The organism is Enterococcus sp. AMC1251 (genome assembly GCF_058216535.1).
On sequence record NZ_CM177098.1, the window covers coordinates 1950450 to 1970551 of the forward strand.

At 30.8% G+C, this 20102-nt stretch carries 22 protein-coding genes; 2 read left to right on the plus strand and 20 right to left on the minus strand.

Annotated elements, in window-relative coordinates:
- Positions 1–8: 8 nt before the first annotated feature.
- The 8 genes from AC4BBR_RS09125 to AC4BBR_RS09160 form a co-directional block, all read right to left on the minus strand.
- A complete protein-coding gene (locus AC4BBR_RS09125; RefSeq protein ID WP_490459266.1) occupies positions 9–1667 on the minus strand; it encodes a hypothetical protein in 1659 nt (552 codons plus the stop codon).
- On the minus strand, positions 1660–2016 hold the full coding sequence (locus tag AC4BBR_RS09130; protein WP_490459267.1) for a DUF3958 family protein: 357 nt from the start codon (positions 2014–2016) through the stop codon (positions 1660–1662). The genes AC4BBR_RS09125 and AC4BBR_RS09130 overlap by 8 nt, the downstream gene beginning before the upstream one ends.
- On the minus strand, positions 2016–2321 hold the full coding sequence (locus AC4BBR_RS09135; protein WP_490459268.1) for a TIGR04197 family type VII secretion effector: 306 nt from the start codon (positions 2319–2321) through the stop codon (positions 2016–2018). The genes AC4BBR_RS09130 and AC4BBR_RS09135 overlap by 1 nt, the downstream gene beginning before the upstream one ends.
- A 145-nt stretch (positions 2322–2466) precedes the next feature.
- Positions 2467–2607, minus strand: coding sequence for a hypothetical protein (locus AC4BBR_RS09140; protein WP_490459269.1), 141 nt, complete (start codon positions 2605–2607; stop codon positions 2467–2469).
- Between the two features lie 471 nt (positions 2608–3078).
- Positions 3079–4023, minus strand: coding sequence for a hypothetical protein (locus tag AC4BBR_RS09145; protein WP_490459270.1), 945 nt, complete (start codon positions 4021–4023; stop codon positions 3079–3081).
- A gap of 96 nt (positions 4024–4119) precedes the next feature.
- A complete protein-coding gene (locus AC4BBR_RS09150; RefSeq protein WP_490459271.1) occupies positions 4120–5301 on the minus strand; it encodes a MalY/PatB family protein in 1182 nt (393 codons plus the stop codon).
- A 12-nt stretch (positions 5302–5313) separates the two neighbouring features.
- A complete protein-coding gene (locus tag AC4BBR_RS09155) occupies positions 5314–6516 on the minus strand; it encodes an MFS transporter (protein WP_490459272.1) in 1203 nt (400 codons plus the stop codon).
- Positions 6509–6874, minus strand: a complete 366-nt coding sequence (locus AC4BBR_RS09160; RefSeq protein WP_490459273.1) for a RidA family protein — start codon at positions 6872–6874, stop codon at positions 6509–6511. The genes AC4BBR_RS09155 and AC4BBR_RS09160 overlap by 8 nt, the downstream gene beginning before the upstream one ends.
- 600 nt (positions 6875–7474) lie before the next feature.
- Between AC4BBR_RS09160 and AC4BBR_RS09165 the strand changes: the two genes are divergently transcribed.
- Positions 7475–7717 (plus strand): helix-turn-helix domain-containing protein, encoded by a 243-nt coding sequence (locus tag AC4BBR_RS09165; protein ID WP_490459274.1) that lies wholly within the window; start codon positions 7475–7477, stop codon positions 7715–7717.
- 151 nt (positions 7718–7868) lie between these two features.
- Positions 7869–8723 carry a helix-turn-helix domain-containing protein gene (locus AC4BBR_RS09170; protein WP_490459275.1) on the plus strand — a complete coding sequence of 285 codons (855 nt, stop codon included), beginning with the start codon at positions 7869–7871 and terminating at the stop codon, positions 8721–8723.
- Between the two features lie 702 nt (positions 8724–9425).
- On the opposite strand, the gene AC4BBR_RS09175 is transcribed toward AC4BBR_RS09170, so the two are convergent.
- From AC4BBR_RS09175 to lanM, 12 genes are all read right to left on the minus strand, one after another.
- On the minus strand, positions 9426–9617 hold the full coding sequence (locus AC4BBR_RS09175; protein WP_490459276.1) for a hypothetical protein: 192 nt from the start codon (positions 9615–9617) through the stop codon (positions 9426–9428).
- Positions 9618–9727: 110 nt separating this feature from the next.
- On the minus strand, positions 9728–10438 hold the full coding sequence (locus tag AC4BBR_RS09180; protein ID WP_490459277.1) for a hypothetical protein: 711 nt from the start codon (positions 10436–10438) through the stop codon (positions 9728–9730).
- Between the two features lie 48 nt (positions 10439–10486).
- Positions 10487–10948: a hypothetical protein gene (locus tag AC4BBR_RS09185; RefSeq protein WP_490459278.1), complete on the minus strand. Its 462-nt coding sequence runs from the start codon at positions 10946–10948 to the stop codon at positions 10487–10489.
- Positions 10949–10988: 40 nt separating this feature from the next.
- Positions 10989–11870 carry a hypothetical protein gene (locus AC4BBR_RS09190; protein WP_490459279.1) on the minus strand — a complete coding sequence of 294 codons (882 nt, stop codon included), beginning with the start codon at positions 11868–11870 and terminating at the stop codon, positions 10989–10991.
- Between the two features lie 248 nt (positions 11871–12118).
- A complete protein-coding gene (locus AC4BBR_RS09195; protein WP_490459280.1) occupies positions 12119–12388 on the minus strand; it encodes a hypothetical protein in 270 nt (89 codons plus the stop codon).
- Between the two features lie 435 nt (positions 12389–12823).
- Positions 12824–13024, minus strand: a complete 201-nt coding sequence (locus AC4BBR_RS09200) for a helix-turn-helix domain-containing protein (RefSeq protein ID WP_490459281.1) — start codon at positions 13022–13024, stop codon at positions 12824–12826.
- A 44-nt stretch (positions 13025–13068) separates the two neighbouring features.
- Complete coding sequence (locus AC4BBR_RS09205) at positions 13069–13464, minus strand: hypothetical protein (RefSeq protein WP_490459282.1); 396 nt, start codon at positions 13462–13464, stop codon at positions 13069–13071.
- Positions 13457–13894 carry a hypothetical protein gene (locus AC4BBR_RS09210; RefSeq protein ID WP_490459283.1) on the minus strand — a complete coding sequence of 146 codons (438 nt, stop codon included), beginning with the start codon at positions 13892–13894 and terminating at the stop codon, positions 13457–13459. Before AC4BBR_RS09210 ends, AC4BBR_RS09205 begins: the two co-directional genes overlap by 8 nt.
- 192 nt (positions 13895–14086) lie before the next feature.
- Complete coding sequence (locus AC4BBR_RS09215; protein ID WP_490459284.1) at positions 14087–14449, minus strand: hypothetical protein; 363 nt, start codon at positions 14447–14449, stop codon at positions 14087–14089.
- A 17-nt stretch (positions 14450–14466) separates the two neighbouring features.
- Positions 14467–15174 (minus strand): flavodoxin family protein, encoded by a 708-nt coding sequence (locus AC4BBR_RS09220; protein ID WP_490459285.1) that lies wholly within the window; start codon positions 15172–15174, stop codon positions 14467–14469.
- Positions 15174–17294: a peptidase domain-containing ABC transporter gene (locus tag AC4BBR_RS09225; RefSeq protein WP_490459286.1), complete on the minus strand. Its 2121-nt coding sequence runs from the start codon at positions 17292–17294 to the stop codon at positions 15174–15176. Before AC4BBR_RS09225 ends, AC4BBR_RS09220 begins: the two co-directional genes overlap by 1 nt.
- Entirely contained in the window at positions 17291–20056 is a 2766-nt protein-coding gene (lanM, locus tag AC4BBR_RS09230) for a type 2 lanthipeptide synthetase LanM (RefSeq protein ID WP_490459287.1), read from the minus strand. The genes AC4BBR_RS09225 and lanM overlap by 4 nt, the downstream gene beginning before the upstream one ends.
- Positions 20057–20102: the final 46 nt, after the last annotated feature.

Genomic DNA, 20102 nt, shown 5'->3' on the forward strand with positions numbered 1-20102 from the left:
CACTCTCCTTAGTAGTTGCTAACTCCATATAATATTTGATTTTTTTCTCGGATATAATTTTCAAATAACTGATTTGCTAAAATTTTGTTTCCAGCTTGTTCTGCAATCTTTATTTCCTTCATGTACGCATTGAATTCAGACTTAAGTCTATTTGTTACTTGGAAATTAAATTCATTTCCAGGAAATCCATTTGCTAAGTCGTCTAAATAATGCTGTTGTTCATGCATTAACGCACTATAAGAAGCATTTCCATCAATATTTAATTGTGGTGAATGAAAATCACTTTTAGGAGCATAAGCTAATGTTCCATCTCCTTTTTGTACAACTTCCACACCTTGATTTTTCAAATTATCAATAGTAGTATTCCACTCATTTGGATGACTTATTTTTCCAGCACCATTATACAGTTTGGATGGATCACCATTATAATCATGAAATTCATAGGGTTGTTTACCAACAGGTTTTAACTTCCCTATGACATCCTCAATACCTAAACGTTGATTGACAGTTTTTCCCGCTGCAACATCATTCCAATATTTATTATATCTTGTTGCATCAGCCGAACTCATCTCGCCAAAAGCACTAGTAGACCCCTTCATTTGAGACTTAGTAGCCGCATAAGACAAACCTGCTAACAAAGCTAAATCAAGTAATCCGGTCTTTTGTGCGTACCAATATGCTGAATCAACATACGCTCCGACTTTACTATAACCTTGCCAACCTTCTGGAATTTGATTTTCGTTTAAATAATTCTTGCCATCACCTTTGCGTCTTGCTGCTAGATCTAGTTCTAAGATTTTATCCCAACCAACAATTTCATATATCCCCTCTAGATCTTTTCCATACTTTTCTACATACCCCTGCAACTCTTCATCAAAAATTCGGACACCAGCTTTATCTATGAACCACATAATACTTACTTCTTTGGTTACTGGGTCTTGATACGGCCAAGCATAAACATTATAGCCTTCAAGTTCTTTTCTTTTTGCCCTATGATAAGCTTCCTCTTTTGCTTTAATTCCATCAAGACGAATCTTCCATTTATCGGTCACTGTATTTGTCCATGATAAACCTTTTGGAATGACAAATGCGCCACCATTCCATGAAACATCAGTTTGAGCTTTTCCTTTATCAACGATCGCTTTCAAATCTGTAATGTTCGAGAAAATTTCTGGTGATGTAGCTTCAAATTCAAGTAACTTTTCTAGCTTATCTTCTAAATCTTTTTTCATGCTAAGTATCGGTTCCATCGTTTTATCATTGTACATCAGTTGTTGTTCTTTAGCATAATCTGGAATATCTTTCAAAACGATGTCTTGACGGATAGATTCTAAATGCGCAATTCGCATTTTAGCTTCGCTAATTTGTCTCTCTAGCCTATCAGAATCCAAATCACAACTATCCACCTCAGCACAATAAGTATCTACAAATTTCTGACACGCTTCCGATACTGCTTCTGTCAATAAAATACTTGCTTTTACAAAAGGAACTAATACAGAACCATAATAGCTCTTTCCATTATTATACGCCATAGACGAAAGGTTGTCCTCATTAATAAAAGATTGTAGTGATTCTATAACTGATTCATAGGCCTGTATCGTGCTTTTACTTTTTGTCGTAACGCTACTAGACTGATATCTAGAGGAGGAAAGTACCATTTCAACCATGAGTGTCTTCCTCCTCTAATAGCATCTTTTTACGTGCGAATTCTAGTTCATTTCGTTCGTCCTCTAAGACCCTTTGCTGACCACTTAAAATTCTTCTGTCACCTTCTAAAGAGTCAAAAATGTTTCTTTGATGCACACGAATTGTATCAACTTGGTCTTCAATGACCCAGCTTAATTTAGACTGTCCGTAATACTCCATCAATTCCGAAGAATACGATGAAAAAGAATGGAAAAACTCTGAATAATCATCTTCTATTTGTTTCATATTACGAAGTTGTCCACCAACTTCATCTATTTTTCTTTCTACGTTAATTTCTTCTAATCTAATGCTATCAGTTGTTTTCACCATTAACTTTTCCTCCCACTTAAGGTAGGAATTAAATTTGTCATTGCGTCTCGTGCCGTTTTGTCAGCAGCTTCAAACTCACTAGCTACTGATTGTAAATTTTTTGATGCTTGACCAACAGCCTGTAAAACATAACTTTGAGCATCTGACATAGCTTGGATGGCTTCGCCTGCATTTGTATTACCTGAAATGGTTGTTTGAGAGTCACTTGTTACAACTCCTCCTCGAGATAGTCCATCAAGTGAGCTTGCAATTGATGTAGCGATTGACTGAGCAGTTTCCATATTACTTTTAATAAAGTTATCCATGCAATTACCTCTAAATAAGTACTAAATAGTATCTTATTTTAGTGTATCATAGGAACAGTTATTGAAACAGACATTTTCGACTGATTTCCTTATTTTAATGAAACATAAAACACACATTTAGACATATAGTTCATTTTAGACTTATTCATAAGCCTATAGATACACTAGAATCATCACAAAGATAAAGTGTAATTTCCTGAAAAATTTCAAAAAAAGAAACAGCTAAATTTAAAGATTTCTTTTGAATCTCTTTAAAATCTAACTGCTTGTTTATCAAGATACTCATATTTCTCTCCTGCATTAACTGCTAACTTTATTTTTTCTTTTCTCTATATAAAAATTTACTTGTTACGCATTGACTAGGCTACCTTTTTGTTAATCTCAGAAGCTCATGCTTGTTCCAATAAAACATGGGTGTCTTAAATTTATGAGTATCCATTTTTTTGATAGTATATTAGATATAAAAGTAATAAATTTAGCTAGGGAGTGTGTTTTTTTCTAATACACTACCATTTATAAAAAGAACGAAAAGCTACCAGACACTACAAGCTCAAAATCAACTAATTATTATACTCATTATCATTGATGTTTCGCGCCATCAACGATAAATACTTTAATTGATTTTTTTCGTTCTAATTATTCAATTATTTTTGCGCTCTTTGATTTAATAATTTGCTTACACGTGCCACAAAGAGTGTGCTACCAATATTTTTCGTAAATGACAAAGGAATTTGTTGTTGTTTACAAAAATCCCTAGTTAGGTACATTGCTTCATGGCTGATACTTTCTGTATAAACAATGACGCAACTACTTTTTTTAAACGACTGATGATTGTTTGATGTGGTTCATCACCTGAACTAAATAGCAATGTTCCACCTCGACGTTCTACTTCTTTCTTTATAGATGTTTGTAATCCTGTATTTCCTCCACCAACCATTGAAATAATTTGATTCTTAAATAATGGTTTAACCGTTCGATTATGATGATTTCCTTTTTTGGTTATTTTCTTTTTCGTTCTTTTTTTCTCTACTTGTTGTAATTCACTGACAGAATAGCTCCAGATGACACGTCCTTTAGTCTGGTTCCCTTTCATATAGGCAAAATCTATCACACTGCTATCATCAAGTTTATACTTTTGAACATCCGCCTCAGAAAGTAAGATAATCTCGTCTAATTCTTCAAGAGTGCTTTTCCGGATATAATAACGGTTTATTTCTTTATTCAAAAAGACTGGACAAAAGCTAAGCTGAATTCGATTTGTCTGTCTTTTTGACCCATTCATTTGTTTCTCTAATAAGGAAAATGAATATTTCTTCTTCTTGTTTACGATTCCAAGGATGTCTGCTTGAATCCAATCATATTCTTCAAATTCCTGCTCTCTTATGACGCTTTCAGGAACATATGCATCCTTAAAGCTACCAATAATTCCGCCTTGTAGCGTTCGATGTAACTGTCCTCTATACCATTTAGTGGTGCATTCTTCTTTCCATTGACGCTTTGCCTTTTCTTTTTTTTCTTCTACTTGATTAATTGGCTCTTTATTCTCCATCTTTAGTGTATAAGTGATCTCTGCAAGCTCCATTAATAAGTTCACGTGCTTTTGAATAGTTTCAACAGATTCTACTAAATTTTCAGAATTAATTTCTTGAACTAAATAACTTAACTCTCTTTTTTCAAATTCTAATATGGCTACTTTACTCATTGCTTCGCTCCTTCCCTATAAAGTGAATTTCTATGTGATTAAAAATCAGAGCTACCCATATTTTTTTCTTTTACGGGTAGCCATTAAGTAACTTACTTACGCGAAACTATTGATCCCATTTACAAGCATTTCAATTCCTTTTTGCAAGGTTTCCTTTGGACATGCTAGATTCACCCTAATGCATAAATCATCTTTTTCAAAGAAATCTTGACTGGTTTCGATGGCTAAACCGCTTTCCACCATAGCTGCTCTTAGTGCCTCTTCTGTTGTATTGAGATAATTGACATTGAGCCATGTAAGATACGTTGCTTGTAAGTCCGTTACTTCAACTTTAGGACAATACTTCTCTAGTTCACTACACATGTATTGGTAGTTTTCATAGATATAGCTTGTTAACTCGTCTACATAGCTATCGCCATGCTCATACGCTGCTTCTAAACTAATATACGAAAAGTTGTTCAATAAATCAGAAACATGGGTATAGGCTTTCGCATCTGCCATTTTCTTCTGTAATGTTTCATTTTCTACAATGTAATAAGAGACTTGTAGCCCAGCCATATTGAAAGTCTTCGTTGTCGCAGTCAGAACCATCAACGATTGATCATAGCCAATTTCACGTGCAACTTTCATTGCGGGGATAAATGTTTGTCCTGGCATAATTAAGTCGCTGTGAATTTCGTCAGAAATAACTAGCACATTGTGTTTCTTACAAATAGATAAAATAGTGACTAATTCTTTTTCTGTCCAAACGCGTCCAGTCGGATTATGTGGATTGCAGAGAATATACAAATTCACATTATTGTTGGTAATTGTTTCTTCAAAATCTTGAAAATCAAGCTCATATGAATTCCCAACTCTTCTTAAATGACTGCCTACCCAATTTCTCTTCGCTCCAGCTGGTACTTTTGCGAATGGACCATAAGTTGGGACTGAAATCATCACACTATCACCTTCATTCGTTAACCCTAAGATTGCAAGGTTTAGTGAGCGTAAGACAGATTGAGTGAAGAAAATACTTTCTTTGGTATATGTGATGTTATTTCTTTTCTCGTGCCATTTGATTGGCGCATCTGTATAGAATGAACCAAACATGCTATAACCAAAGATACCATGTTCTGCTCTCTTCACTACTGCATCAATCACTTCTTTGGGCGCTTTAAAATCCATATCCGCCACCCACATAGGCAATAAATCAGCATTTCCATAAAGCAACTCTAAGCCATCATACTTTCCTGCACACGTTCCGCGTCTTTCTATGACTTCATCAAATTGTGACATTTCCTTTTCCTCCTAAGATTGTATTTTTTTTAATAATCGTTGTTCAAATTGAGTAATGCCTAGCAAAATAATTAAACAAACCGCTAAACAGGTGGCAATAAAAAAGGATGTTGTGGCTAATGAATTTGAAACCATCCCTGCAATGGGGTTGAAGAGCAATGGTGATAAGGCAAATCCCAAACTTGTTGCAGCTGAAAAGATACTTGCTGTGACGGGAATCGCAGAGGGTCGGACAACAGACGTCATCAAATATAAAATACGTGTCATCACCGATCCTGCACTCAAACCAACAAAGAAACAGCCGACAAAGAGTGCTGCTGGGAGATGAATCGTTGCAATAATCCCATGTCCAATTGCCATCGATATATAGCCAACAAATAATGTATGCTGTTTAAGAATTTTAGATACAGGTGTAATTAAAAAGCCTGCAATAATCGCTCCTAAGCTTTGACAAGCTAAGGCTAAACCAGAGATTGAGGTGTCACCTATTTTTAATTCTTGCGCATGTATAGCAACGTTATTTTGGGTGCATGCACTCATTAAGGTAATCGTGACACCTAACGCAATCACAATTAAAACAGAAGGACTGGTTAATTTTAGCTGATTCTCATCTTCTACTTGCTCTTGTAGATCATTCGTTTCTTCTAACTTTTCTTCTTTTTTTATTTTTCGATCATTGGGTAACAATAGTAAGCCTACAGTAAAACCAACAATTGCAAAGAGAAAAATAGCGTAATTAAATTGCCAACCATAAACGGCTAACATACCGCCTAAACTTGTCATGACCATACTACCGATAGATTTTAAGCTGGCATTTTTTCCTAGCATAGAGGAACGTTCATCCCCTGTAAAATAAGTAGAAATCAAGGCTGGTGCTGTGGCTGTCATTGTTCCAGCACCTAACCCTAGTAAGACAGAAACAACTAAAAGAAATGGAAAACTAGTTGAAATGACGAGTGGCAATGCGCCGAGAGAGAGGAGAACGGAACCTGAAAGGATAACCGTTTTTTGAGAGACGTACTGTTGAATTTTTCCAACAATTAATGATGCACCAAAGCTGGAAAATGCAGCAAGAGATAAAATCATTTGGAGTGTCGAACGACTAACTTCTGGAAAGGCAAGACCAATCTTGCCCACACTTGGTGAAATACCTAAAGCAATATTTGAGACAAACATCAAGGTCAATAAGGCAATCGTTGTTCTCTTTTTAGACATGTGCCACCTCACTTAATTGTGCAATTGCATCTATTTCAACACATGCTCCCTTAGCAAGTGCAGATACTTGAATGGCACTTCTAGCGGGTAACTCCTCTACTAATTCAAAAAAGTCCATATACGCTTGATTTACTTCATTTAATTCGTTGATATCAGTTAAGAATAACGTTGTTTTTAGTAAATTATCTTTGGTTAATCCAAACTCAGAAATAGCGCTTTCAATATTTTTCAAACAAACTAATGCTTGATCATAAAACAGGCTAGATACTACTTCATCTTCTCCCTGCTCTATTGGCAATTGCCCAGAAACAATAAGTAACTCTTTACTTTTCTTACAAGAACTAAAAGGACTGATCATGTTTTTCCTCCTTTTCTTTTCAACACCTTTACAACTAATCGTTTAACACTTATGGTGCGTGTCTTAAAATGGTTTTCACACTCATCAAATTCGCCTCCTAATTGAATAAAAAAGGAGATAAAAACGCACAAAAAAATGGTATTGGACTGTACCTCATCCAATACCATTGCATAGTTAGATCTCAAAATAAACCTACACTCATTCAAAAAAACTAATAGAAAGGTGGAAAATCCCACGAAAATTAGTTATAATAAATGAGGTCGGTACTTTGTATCGACTAATGGGCAACTTGATTGGTCAGTGCAGCTGACTTCTCAGGGCTTCGTAGTTTCGGTTCCAGCCTTAACTATGAAGTGCCTTTTTGTATATTCACGTTTTTATCTCATCCCCATTGTAAAGAAAAAAATGGGGATAGTCAACGCTTTCTTGTATTAATAACGCTCTTTCTTTTATGACAGTATCAAGGCTTCATTGAAAAATAACTGGCAATCAGTTAGTTTAACTATAAAATCTTAACTCATCATTTTTGATGAGTTTTTGTATTCTCAACGTATTACTGTTTTAAAATAAAGTATACTACAGAATAGGATGTGACCAGTTATGGGTAATTATCATTTTAAAAATTTAGACATTCAAGAATATGAAATAGACTGTAATTTTATGAGGAAAAGAAGATTAGAGTTGGAATACACCCAAACTTACATGGCATTTTGTTTAGGCTATAAGAGATCTAGTTCCTACTATAAATATGAAAACGGAGATCAAGATCTTAGAGCAGTACATTTACCCATCTTAGCTCAACTATTAGAATGCGATATAGATACTTTGTTCAAAAAAAAATAAAATACCTTGCAAATGCAAGGCATCAGTTTTTAAACTGTTATGATATGATGAATAAAAGTTTCAAACCATGTAAACATTGAATGCAACCCCTTTCTATAAGATATTTTAAGGTTTTAGTAAGGGATTACCAAAAACCCAAGGAGTGACAATGATGGAAATTGGAACAACTTTAAAAAAATTAAGAGTAGGTAAAAATATCACCCGACAAGAATTAGTGAAAGGAATCATGTCAACTAATCACTATTTTAAGATTGAAAATAATGAAAACAATATTTCCTTAGATAAATTTATTGCGATTATTTCAAGGCTAAACGTAACCTTCAATGAATTTACATATGTAACAAACGATCACAAAAATAACGAAAAGAAAGCAATAAGCGCATCTATTACAGAGTTATATTATTCTCAAGAAAACAAATTAGTTGATCTTAAGTCATTACAAAAAAAATGCAACTCATTGTTTCAACAATCGAATGACGTATTCTATCAACACCACTCTATTTTAATTTCTGCAATTATAAATGATTTTCAGTTAGATAATCATAATATTGACATCTTAACAAAATACTTTTTACAGATTAAAGATTGTAGTTTGTATGAAATTAAAATATTTGCTAATTTCGCTTATCTGTTTGAGTCCGATGTTTTAGTGACACTTTCAAAGAAAATTCTAAAAGGATTTTTGAAGTTTGAAGAATTTGAGGAGACAAATAAAGACTATATTTTTTTCTTACTTAACTTAGTTAATGTATTTCATGTTCGTGCTGAACCAAAAATTGCCATTCAATATATTCAATTGGCCATTCAACATATTAGCAGCAAGGATTTTTTTCCTTTAACAATTTTGAAGTATCACCAGGGCATTAATCTCATCCTTAATAAGGATTTGTCTGGTAAACCTATCGTTGAAGATGCTTTATTGATTTTTGAAAAGCTAAATAGCCACTTCCACACACTCTATAAAAATGAGTACGAAAGTTATTTAAATCTTTATGATCAGCCATAGTTTTAGCGTTAATGTTTTCTTTCTCATAGCGTTCACCTCTTTGATGTAATTTAAAGGTACCACAATTTTGTTTAGATATTCGTAAATGTGTAATATATTCACCTATAATTAGGTCAAAAAAGTTGCTGAGGTTTGCTGAAAAAATTTGATACAAAAAAGAATTGAATCTGATTAATATCAAAACTCAATTCTTTTTTTCATACAGTTAACTAATTAGTAATAAATAACCTCTTTAAAAAAATTTAAAAACCAAATATAAATAGTCCTCGCTCATATATTTTTTAAATGACTCTTCCATTCCATTCATTCTAAACGTTTACCCATAACCTTTTGATAGGACTAAGAACGGATACCTTCTCCTTTGGTCAGATCTTTCCTTTCTTTGAACTGAATGTACGCATACGATTTAGGTTCTCTAAAATCGTTGCTAAATCATTGACCAGTTACTTCTGTACTCATAGCTGTCAAACGAAAGGCAATAATCAATTGTTCGTTAAAAATAACATATCTAAATTAAAATTTGATAAATCTGTTCAAACTAAAAAAGGCGTAAAATGAGTATCTTCATCCTACGCCTTCCTCCTATTTTTATTTAAAAACTTCTCCCTTTTTTAAACAATGCTTCTTGATGTTTTTGTCTAAAAAAATCAAAGTGTTAACATACTTGTTCTTAGATCATTTTTGATCCATTTTGAGGCTGCCTTAAATATTCCAGTCATAGCTATCAACAAGAAAATGTTTTAGTTCTGCGAATGTTACACCATTAAATGATTTATTAGATAACTTCCCCCAGATCAACGATTTATCAATGATTAAATTTTCTTCTATCCTAGATACTTCAAAATCTGGACAAACCGTCAGCCATTCTATAATCTTCATTTTACTATTCATCACTTAGTTACCTTCCTAATCTTTTCTAATACTAATGCTGCTATTGAATATCTTGTATTCCATGCATGTCATATTTTATCCTTTTTGGAATATTATCTACTAAACCTTTAGACCTAAAAAACAAAAAGTTCATCTTTGATTTTAACATTAGTTTCCTCTATATTGATATTTTCGACAGCTTTTTTCAACTTAGCAGCATTCTTTTTCATATTATCATAGGTTAAAAAAAAGACTGGAAAATCATATGCTCCTTTAACCGTATGTAGTTCATAAAAAAGAGTATTGTATAGTTTCAATATATCAACATATCCTTCTAAAATAGTCTTCAATTCTAATTTCAGACTATTATCTGAAAATAAATAATCAATAGATTCAATTTTATTATGCATTTCATCTATAAAAATTACACATTTCTTTCTTTCTATCTCATAGTTTTCTGCGCTATCTTCTGATACTTGAATAATCATAGAACCTAGCTCGTAAAAACATAAATTATTTATAAAAGCGCTGAACTGCATATCTAAAATACCTTTTAACTGTTTTATTTTCTCATCAACCTTAAAGACATCCTCCGTATCTTTTCTAGTGTCTCCTGTTATTTCTGTAACATGTAAGCCTAAACCATTAGCTTCCGAAATAACGGCTCTAAAATAAGTTATTAACTCAAGCCTACGATCAAAAAGGAACTGATTAGAACCTATGACTGAATTTTTTTCTGTTTGCTTAATTGATTTATCAACTTGTTTAATAGCTTTATAAGATAAAATTGTTGCAATAATTGTTGTTAAAGCAGTAACGACTGCAAGTATTTCTTCAACTTCCATGTATTTTCCACCTTCCGTTATTAACAATTTTTGGTAAATAATATTCAATTAGTAAAATCTAATTCCTACTCTATTTAAAAAGAATCCAATAGGAAATATTGAAGTAAATGTTGCAAAACATGAAAAAATAAACATTACCATCTTTTTACCAAACTGATCATCAATCTTCGAATAAATTTGATTTATATTTTTAGGATTATACATTAATTCAATTTGACTACCAATTGGTGGACAATTTATTTGACCTATAGGAATTTTATGGAAATATCTTAATTGAGTTACATGAATTTCTGCCCTATAATTTCTTCCATTGATCTGATATTCAATTAATGGTATCCTATAAAAATTCAAGTCTCCATCATTCATATTTGTTATAAGCCTACTCTTAACAACAATTCCAATTGTTGATTCAGTACAATTTTTTTCTAGTCTCTTTTTACTAAAATAAACTAATAAAACAATTGTCCAAAATACAGTTGGCAGTATCGAACTAATTAGAATAGCTTCCATATCATTGCCCTTTCTAGTGCTTTTTGGGAATTTTTAATTTCTAAGCTTCCGTATTATTAAAAAAATTGGGTAAAATATCAAAGATAACTTTATTACCATTTATCAAATCAAAAGTAAATTCATTTGATGGATCAAATGTTAATGTTTCTGTTTGAAAAATAAAATGAGATAATAAGTCTAAACTTAAACTTATGTAGTTATACTTTTTTTTATAATACTCAATATATGAAATATGTTCTGGCGAAGGAACTACCCCTCTAGAATACTTATCATTATACAACGGTTTAAAAGTATTTATTAGAATCGCCTCTGTTATATTCACTAATTTATTTAATTCAGGGAAATCATTAAATTCATCTATAGTGTTGAATGAATATTCTAATGGTGTAAATGTTTCAAATAATTTGTATTCTGCTATACCAAATGTCAAAATACAAATTTCTTTATCTATTCTACCTTCTAACGTATCGGTCATAATCTTTTGCAAGGTTTTATGTTCTCTTAATCTTTCTAAAGAGCAACGTTCCTCTTTAATTCCAGTACTTTTCCCGACATATAATAATTGTGTTAATGTCTTACCTAACAGTAATATATCAATTACGGAAAAAACTTCTTCGTTTATTGTTAATGCCTTACAATTACTACTAATTCTAACCTCACAGTCACAGATATTTTCAATTTCATTAAAAACAACAGGTACTTTTATTTCATCACCTGTATCATGTAACACTAAGTGCACTATTAACTGATTTTTTATAGTAGTACAATAAGAATATTCTTTAATCATGTAGTTTGGAAAACCTAATATCATATATAAATTATGTTCTTTTATTAAATCTTCTTCATAAATTTCAACTAATCTGTATAATTTTGCTGAAGTAACAGAAACATTTAACCAACTTGACAAATATCCTTTTTCCATTAAATACACTCACCTTTATTAATTTTTTTACACTGATTACTGACGTTTTTTATTAAATGTGTTCGTATTTTGCATATCAATTCTTTAGGGAAATCAATTTTATCATTTCTTATTAAACCTACTTGTCAAAATTGCTCCCACAATAATGATTGTGACTATTACTACTGACAGTTGCTTTTATGTTACCTATAGAATAATATAAAACAGAATGTACAATAGAAAAAAGCCTATAAAGTAAAAAATATAAACTATCTTCTTTTCGTTTCCATCTCCTGGATACTGATCTTTTTAGTGAATCTAAAATTTTTATCATTCATAAAAGTTGTTATAGAAGCTGGTGCAGGAGCAAACATAACGTCCACATATTCTGTTACTAGAACATCCTCATGAGAAACGACTATCTTTACAGTATTGTAGTCTGTCCAATAGCCTCTCTCAAAATATTCAATCAGCGCATAGTCACCATCATTAAGAGGCGTACCTTCTCTGTCATCATATCCACTGTATTTATTTTTCATTCATACACCTTCTTTCAATACTTTTGGTTAAACTACAGCACGAGTTTCATTTATAAATAGTCATTTATTACTTTAATTATTGAAGCTAATAGATAACCTCTGCTACTAATCAATCATGTCAATTGCTCTAATACAATCTTATCCTTAATATCAATTTTATCAATAAGCGCAAAAGAACCCAGATAAATGTGTGCACTATATAGGTCTATATATACATAATTATATTCATTTTCCACACAATTCATAGCCCTTTTTTAGTATTTACATACCTCTCAGTTGCAGAATATCCTTTTTTTTAGTTTGTATCACTCTTACACGTTAGAACTCATTGTTATTTAATGATATTGTTCCAAGAAAACATATTTACATATTTTTTGTTATTTCAATGGTAGTTTACTAATCTGTAAAACGAAAGAATATATTCATTAATTCATACTAATAAACCAACTTTTCAAAATCAAATTCTTGAATAGCTTTAACAAAAGCAATTCTCAATTCTTGCAGACAATCCTCATCTAAATTTCCATTACGGCTTGCTTCTTTAAGCATTAGTGGTTTAAATTGCTCCATTAAAAATGTGATTGCTTGTTCATCACCATTTTTAGCATCAGAAATCGTAGTATAGTTAAATTCCATTTTTAATGCCTCCATTCATTTTAAAGAAGAGGAACTCGGCTTATTTAAAAATGCTTTTTTAACTTTTTAAGAATTCTTTTCTTCATTTCAGAAATAGATTGTTCTGAAATCCCACGTGATTTAGCCATTTCAACACCAGTTTGACACAACACAAACTTTTGATAAATAAAAATTTTTTCTTTATTATTGAGCTTTTTCATCGCCGCAGCAAGTTGTAAGTCTTCCATATATATTTCAGGAGACAGTATTTCTTCATAATTTAAAGATAATTCGTTGAAAACCTGCTGCTGATCGGAGATATCTTTATACTCTGGAAATACATCTTCTAAAAATAAATAACGATGTTTGTATTCTTTAATGTAATAGTTATTCGCAGTAAATGATAGTACTTTTTTGATATATCCTGTAAACAAATAACAAATATGTTTATTCTTATCCATATTGATAAAACCCTCTAGTTGCTCGCGTTACTTTACTACTTTTTTCACTGATCATACGCCTTAAAATATTATTTGATAAATTCACTTTAGAGACCTCTACCCCTAACTTTTGCAATCCGCTATGAATGTTTTGAATAGTTAAAGGAACATCTGAATTTTTCAGGATATGAGCAATTTGGCGAGAAACTTTCGCATAATCTAAATATGATTTATTCAGCATACTTTTTTTACTTTCAAAATATTTCTGTGATTCAATTTCAACGGCTTTTTTCTTTTCTCCATCCGTTTTCGTGTAACTGGATTTTAAAACTTTTTCAATTTCATTCAATCTTTCTTGCAGACAGTCATACTGTCTGGTCAGTTCACTTTTTTCATTTAATATATTCGACATCAATTCGTAAACTTTAGTTTTTTCATCAAAAATATCCACTTTCTTCTCCTTTCCAAGTTTCCTCCTCTTTAAAATAAATTAGTTTTACTGCTGATAAAATAAAGTCTTTTTGAAATAAAAAATGACAAAAAAGTTAAATTAACAATTTTGTCATTTCTTATTATACTTATTATCTTGAAATTAATAGTAAAGACAGATACCACTAATCCGTTTTCTTTTATTACTAATTTCTTATAGCTCATTTAATTTCAGTTTATAGTAATCAATTTTTTTTGAATCAATTTCTAATTCCAATTTTTCTTCATTTGATAATTCTTGCAAAAATTTAATAAAGTATGTTGTCAATGTTGACATGTCTAAATAAGATAAACTATACTTTTTAGATTCAATTAACAAGAATGCTTTATGAATTTTTCTTTTATTAAGATATTCTTCTAAAAGCTCATTACCAGATATAAGGTTGCCATTCTCATCTTCTTCTTGTCCAAGATCAATCTTACTTCTTTCCAAGTTTAAAGTCGTTGCAATTGCATTTCCTGCCGCTTCGCCAATCATCTTTAATTGTTTTACTAGATAATCTTCTTCCATAGACATAGTTTTACATTCCTTTCTTACAATTTAATCGATTTCCTATTGACATATTCTTCTAAGGTTTTAACTTCAAACATACCATTACTTAACCAATACTCACGTTCAAATGACGTTCCAGCCTCTCCCTTATACAGCCTCTGAAAATTTTTAAAAGAAGTTTCTTGAGCAGCACTTACTTTATATTTATTATTTTGATAGGTAATAAGCAACTTTTTAATTTCATTCTTTGCTATATTTAACATGATATCTTTAGAGTAACTGGAAGATTTAATAGAAATCTGGCTAACTAATGATAACCCTAAGTTTCCCATAATTTTTTCCATGTACTGTTTAACTGGTTCATTTCCGTTTCCGCTTGATACATTCAATGAAATACCAAATTTTCCTGACAGTTTAAATAAATGAGTCCAATATGTAATCCGATCAAAAAAAGTCTTAACAGATCCTGAGACTGCATGTCCATATACAGGAGAACCAAACAAAATGATATCTGACGATAAAATATCGAGCTTTATTTTTTCCATATCATCAACCAACGGACACGAACCTTTCAAAAAGCAATCGCTACACCCATTACAATATTGAATATCGAAATCCGATTCACTTAAATTAGATATAACAACTTTTTCATTCGTTTGACTCACTAATTCATCTAACAACGCATTTATCATGAATTTCATTGTAGAATTTTCTTTTTCAATTTTCCCATAAAAAACGAAGACTTTCATTAAAGTTCCCCCTCTTTGGAACGCATTAACTTTTGGTAGAATGTATTTTTTGTTTTTAACTCCTCATGTGTTCCTTGTCCAACAATCTTTCCATTATCAATAACATATATTCTATCAAAATGTTTCACTGACTCAAGTTGATGTGTAACCACCAGTTGTGATATATCAAGTTGAGCAAGATTAGCAAAAATAGCTTCAGAATTAAATGAATCTAAAGAACTTGTAGCCTCATCAAAAATAATAAACTTAGGCTTTTTCAACAGAGATCTTGCAATTGATAATCTCTGTAACTGTCCCCCAGAAAAATTTCCGCTTTCTGAGATAAGGGTATCAAGTTTCATGGGAAGAATAGATATTTCATCATAGATATTCGCAGATTTTAAAGCATTGTATATTTCTTTATCTGTAATACCAGTTTGTCCCATAACTAAATTTTCTCGCAATGTTCGATGAAAGTAAATCATTTTTTGTGGAACGATGCTAATTAATTTAGCTAGATTATCTGAGTTAACTTTTTGAATCTGTTTATCGTTTACTTTTATTAAACCATCATATCCTTCATATATTTGTGCAATCAATGAAATAAGCGTAGACTTGCCACTTCCAGATGATCCAACTAGAGCTACTTTTTCATTTGAACCTACATCCAAGTAAATGTCATCTAAAATTTTTTCAGAACTATTGTTATAGCGAAAAGTCAAATTTGAAATAGTTAATCTTTTAAAATCCTTTTCAATAAGCTGATTATCATAAGTATCTTTCGTCGGCTCATCAAAAAAATCATTCACATAAAGTAATGAAGCTCTAATTGTACTAAATGAAAAGATTGAAACTGCGAGTGTATTACAGTTATTAAATAGCGTTGTTATGAAACTATAAAGAGCAAATACTTCTCCAATTGTGAAATGATTACTAGTAAAAACAAGAATAATCATATAGATAGGAGAGAAAGTCACAATCGTATTCAAAATTAAGTTATATTTCATCGTCATTTTTTGTGAAGTAATCATATCACTTTTATATTCCGAAAATATATTTTGGTAATTTGAAAGAAAGAAATTTTCAAGCTTCAAACATTTTATTTGATAGATTCCGTGAACTATTTCCGTAGTTAAAGAGTTTAGATTGCTATATTTTTGATTCTCACTTTGTTTTTGAACAAGTACCTTCTTATGAAACAAAATAGTCAAAAGAATGGTTGCCGCTAGAATAACTGTAAGGGGTAAAATTAAGTATGGATACATCAAAAGAATATAACTAAACGTAACTAAAAAAACAGTAATTGAAATAATAAATTGAATTAAATCATTTAAAATAAGGTTTTGTAATTGATCGACTAAATTCAATCTATATAAGACTCCTCCACTAGTTCGCTCATCAAAATAGGAAAAGTTGATATTTAATAAATGAGCAATCTTCATATTCGATAAGTTTGTAACAATCTTTTTTTGCAACTTTACGACTGAAAAGTTTCTCATAACTGACACTATCAAATAACCAACAATCACTAAACTTATACTTATTATCGTTCCTTGTAAGTTAAACTGTTCTGTATTTATAAGTTGATCAATCATATTTCTCATTATTAGTGGCACCCAAATAGAAATGATGTATGAAAAAAAAGACATTAGAACTACAAAAGTAAAAAGTTTTGAAACAGAAACAAAAAGTTTTGTGAGATGTTTTGTTTCACTATTTTTTTCAATACTTTTCACAAAAATATCTTTATCCATATCCGATTTTAATAAATACAAACAATTAAGCGAAGATAGCTCCTCTTCGGAAATTTTCTTTTTTCCAATAGCTGGGTCATATATATACAAATTCTTACCTTTTTTTAAAGCAACTACATAATGATTTTCATTAATGAATAAAATTGATGGTCTTTCATCAAAATCATGCTTAGTTAATGTCAAAATTTTTTCTACGTTTGTTTTTATCCCTATATTATTTAGTATCTTACACATATTAAAAAGTGACATACCATCTCTTCCAGTTTTAAATAGCAATCTATAAGAATTCAAACTTTTAACATAGCCATAGTAAGATGACAACATTGCAATACAACATAAACCACATTCGCTCTGCTGGGATTGTTTATAAAATACTATTTTTTTCAAAACAAATCACCTTTGAGAACCTCTAATTCTAATACAGATGGCACCTCAACCTTTAAAACTAAATCATAAATCATATAAATTAATCCAGTTGCCCCTAACATAAATGAATCCGGAATATGCATAGAACCTTGTATCCATTTTTTTTCAAATGGATTATTTAACAAACTTTGCTTGATTAAACTGGTGAAATATAGCTGACATTCTTTATTAAGATAAGGAAAAATACTTCGTATTGAAAAATAATTTCCTGCGACACCATGACACATCGAATCATTATTAATTGTTAACATTTCTTCAATCTGTTCAGGAGTAATAGTGTAAAGAATTTGCTTAAAATGGCTAAAAAACTGTTCATTACATTTTAAACATGTTGCAACTAATAAATACCATCCTAACAGTCCCCTACACCATGTATGAATATTTCCATTAACACTAGTTATTTCCAGCGAGCTTTCTATCTCTTTCAATTCAATTTGAATTTGATTGAGATACAATTCATCTCCAAAAAATTTATACAATGATGCCAGAGCCATACAGTAACCATTTCTTCCATGAGCCATTGAAGTGTCATCAAATTTTACAGTTTTTCTTTTATCAAATAATAGCTTTGATAGTTTATTTATTAGCGCTTCATCACGTAAACTACTATTATCCAGCATAATATTTACTAACAAAACAACAATTCCTGATAATCCAGTTAAAAAATCTAATTTGAATTCGAGGTCTTCAATATTAAAATTTCCGGAGAATTCCTCATAAAAGTTGATGTAATCATTGTAATAATCCTCCTTTCCAGTAATTTTATATAGATTATATGATAAATAAAGCAATCCAGATATGCCAGAAAATACAGAAAAGTGCTCTGGTATGTTATTTTCTTTAACAATCAAATTTCTTTTTTCAAATGCAGTTTTATAAAGCTTTTCAGCTGTTATCAATGCTTCATTTTTATGCGTTTTCCCATATAATGCTAAAAACAAAATCAACCCACCAGTATCATAAAGACCAAACCCACTTTCATCTAATACAAATCTGTCGCGTTGAACTTGAAGTGTATAGTACTCCAACTTTGTTTCGTCAACTTCAACCATAAAGGAGTTAATATAGTCAACATATCGATTTAAAGTATCTTCATATTCTGTTGGATTGAGTTTAGGAATATCATTATGTTCTACTTCATAAAGCTTGTCCGCCGTATAATATGATGCTAAAGAAGTATCAATCATTCTCAATTGATAGTTGATATCTTTATCATTCAGCTTATCTATCCGTTCAATAACATCATCTAAATAAGTTTTAAAATAATAATTTTCACAAATGATTTCTCCGTTACATAATAAATCTTTAGAGTTTGATAGCAAATAAAACGAAGGTATATTCCCTTTTTTTAGTTCTTCAATTTCTTTTTCTACTCTGATATAACCAAAATCACTAGCATCAAAATTTAATAGTAAAATATTAAAAAGTTTCTCCATTTCTTCAAAAGACTCTAAATATTTTTTTGTAGATGCTGCTTCTAAAAATTTTGCATAGACCCTGGTAGGTCGCAACAGTTGTCTAACTTCAATATTTCTACTTAATTCATTTTCTAGAAAACGCTTTATTATTTCTTTATGTTTTAAAATATCCCTAAGAGTATCCGAGAAACCAGATTTTAAACTTTCTGAAACTTGACTAGGATCAATCTCAATCCCCTCTTTTGTTATATTTTTACTTATTGGGTTAGATTCATAGAGTACCTTTTCAAATACCCATTCTTTTCCTTCTTCAATAAAAAACTGGAACGATTCCATTTTTTCTGATTTTTCTTTTTTAGAAAACAGACCACTTATATTAACATCGAAAACGCCTGTTTTATCAATTCTTGGCAAAAGCATACTCCCCAGAACACCAGACTGTGGAAGGTTAAAACCATATGTTGAAAAGTAATCGCCCTTTGATCCTACTCCAATAGTTTCTAAATCTATAAACATCGGATTTGTTTGATTTACAATAATGTTTTCATAATGTAAATCAGTTGTACCCAAAATTAAAAATACTGCCATATAAATGCCAGTTTTGTAGTAGAATTCTCTAGCATCATCCAAATCAAGAAACAGATTATCAGATACGTATTCTTGCCATGAATAATCCTCTTTGTTTATGTATTTCGGAAATACCAATTCAATTTTTTCATCCCTTAAACTAGCAACTCTTTTAACAACATCATAAACAAAAATATCACTATCAAGATTTCTAGGTTTAAACATCAATTTCGCTTCTTCAAACTCAATGACACTAACGGATTCTCCACTATGTTGGTCTCCAACAGACATCAAAATCTTTTCAATTTTTTCACACTTAATATGAAAAAATTCAGCTATTTGTTCTTTATCATTACTGAATGATTTAAAAATTCTAATGAAAAATTCTTCTCTTAGAACAATTTCTTTAGATATTTTCTCTTCAGCAACTGGATATTTTTTCATGACAGACCTTAAATTTTCTTTATCGAACAAATATTTAAAGAAATACTGACTTTTTTCTAGTATTGTACTACCTTTGATTAGACCATTGTCGTTACGATTATGATACTCAGCTACAATTGGTTCAATAATGATTGAAATAATTGATTCAATTATATTTTCTCTAATATTATCGTAAAGATTATTTGTCCCCGATATATCGCATAAATTTTTTATTAGCTCAATTTTAGAATTTGGTACAAACGATTGATATAGCTTTTCTGCTAGAATATTTAGCTCTGTTTTATAATTATTCATAAAAGAACCTCCTATTTTTTTAATTAGGATGAAGGAAAGAGTCAAT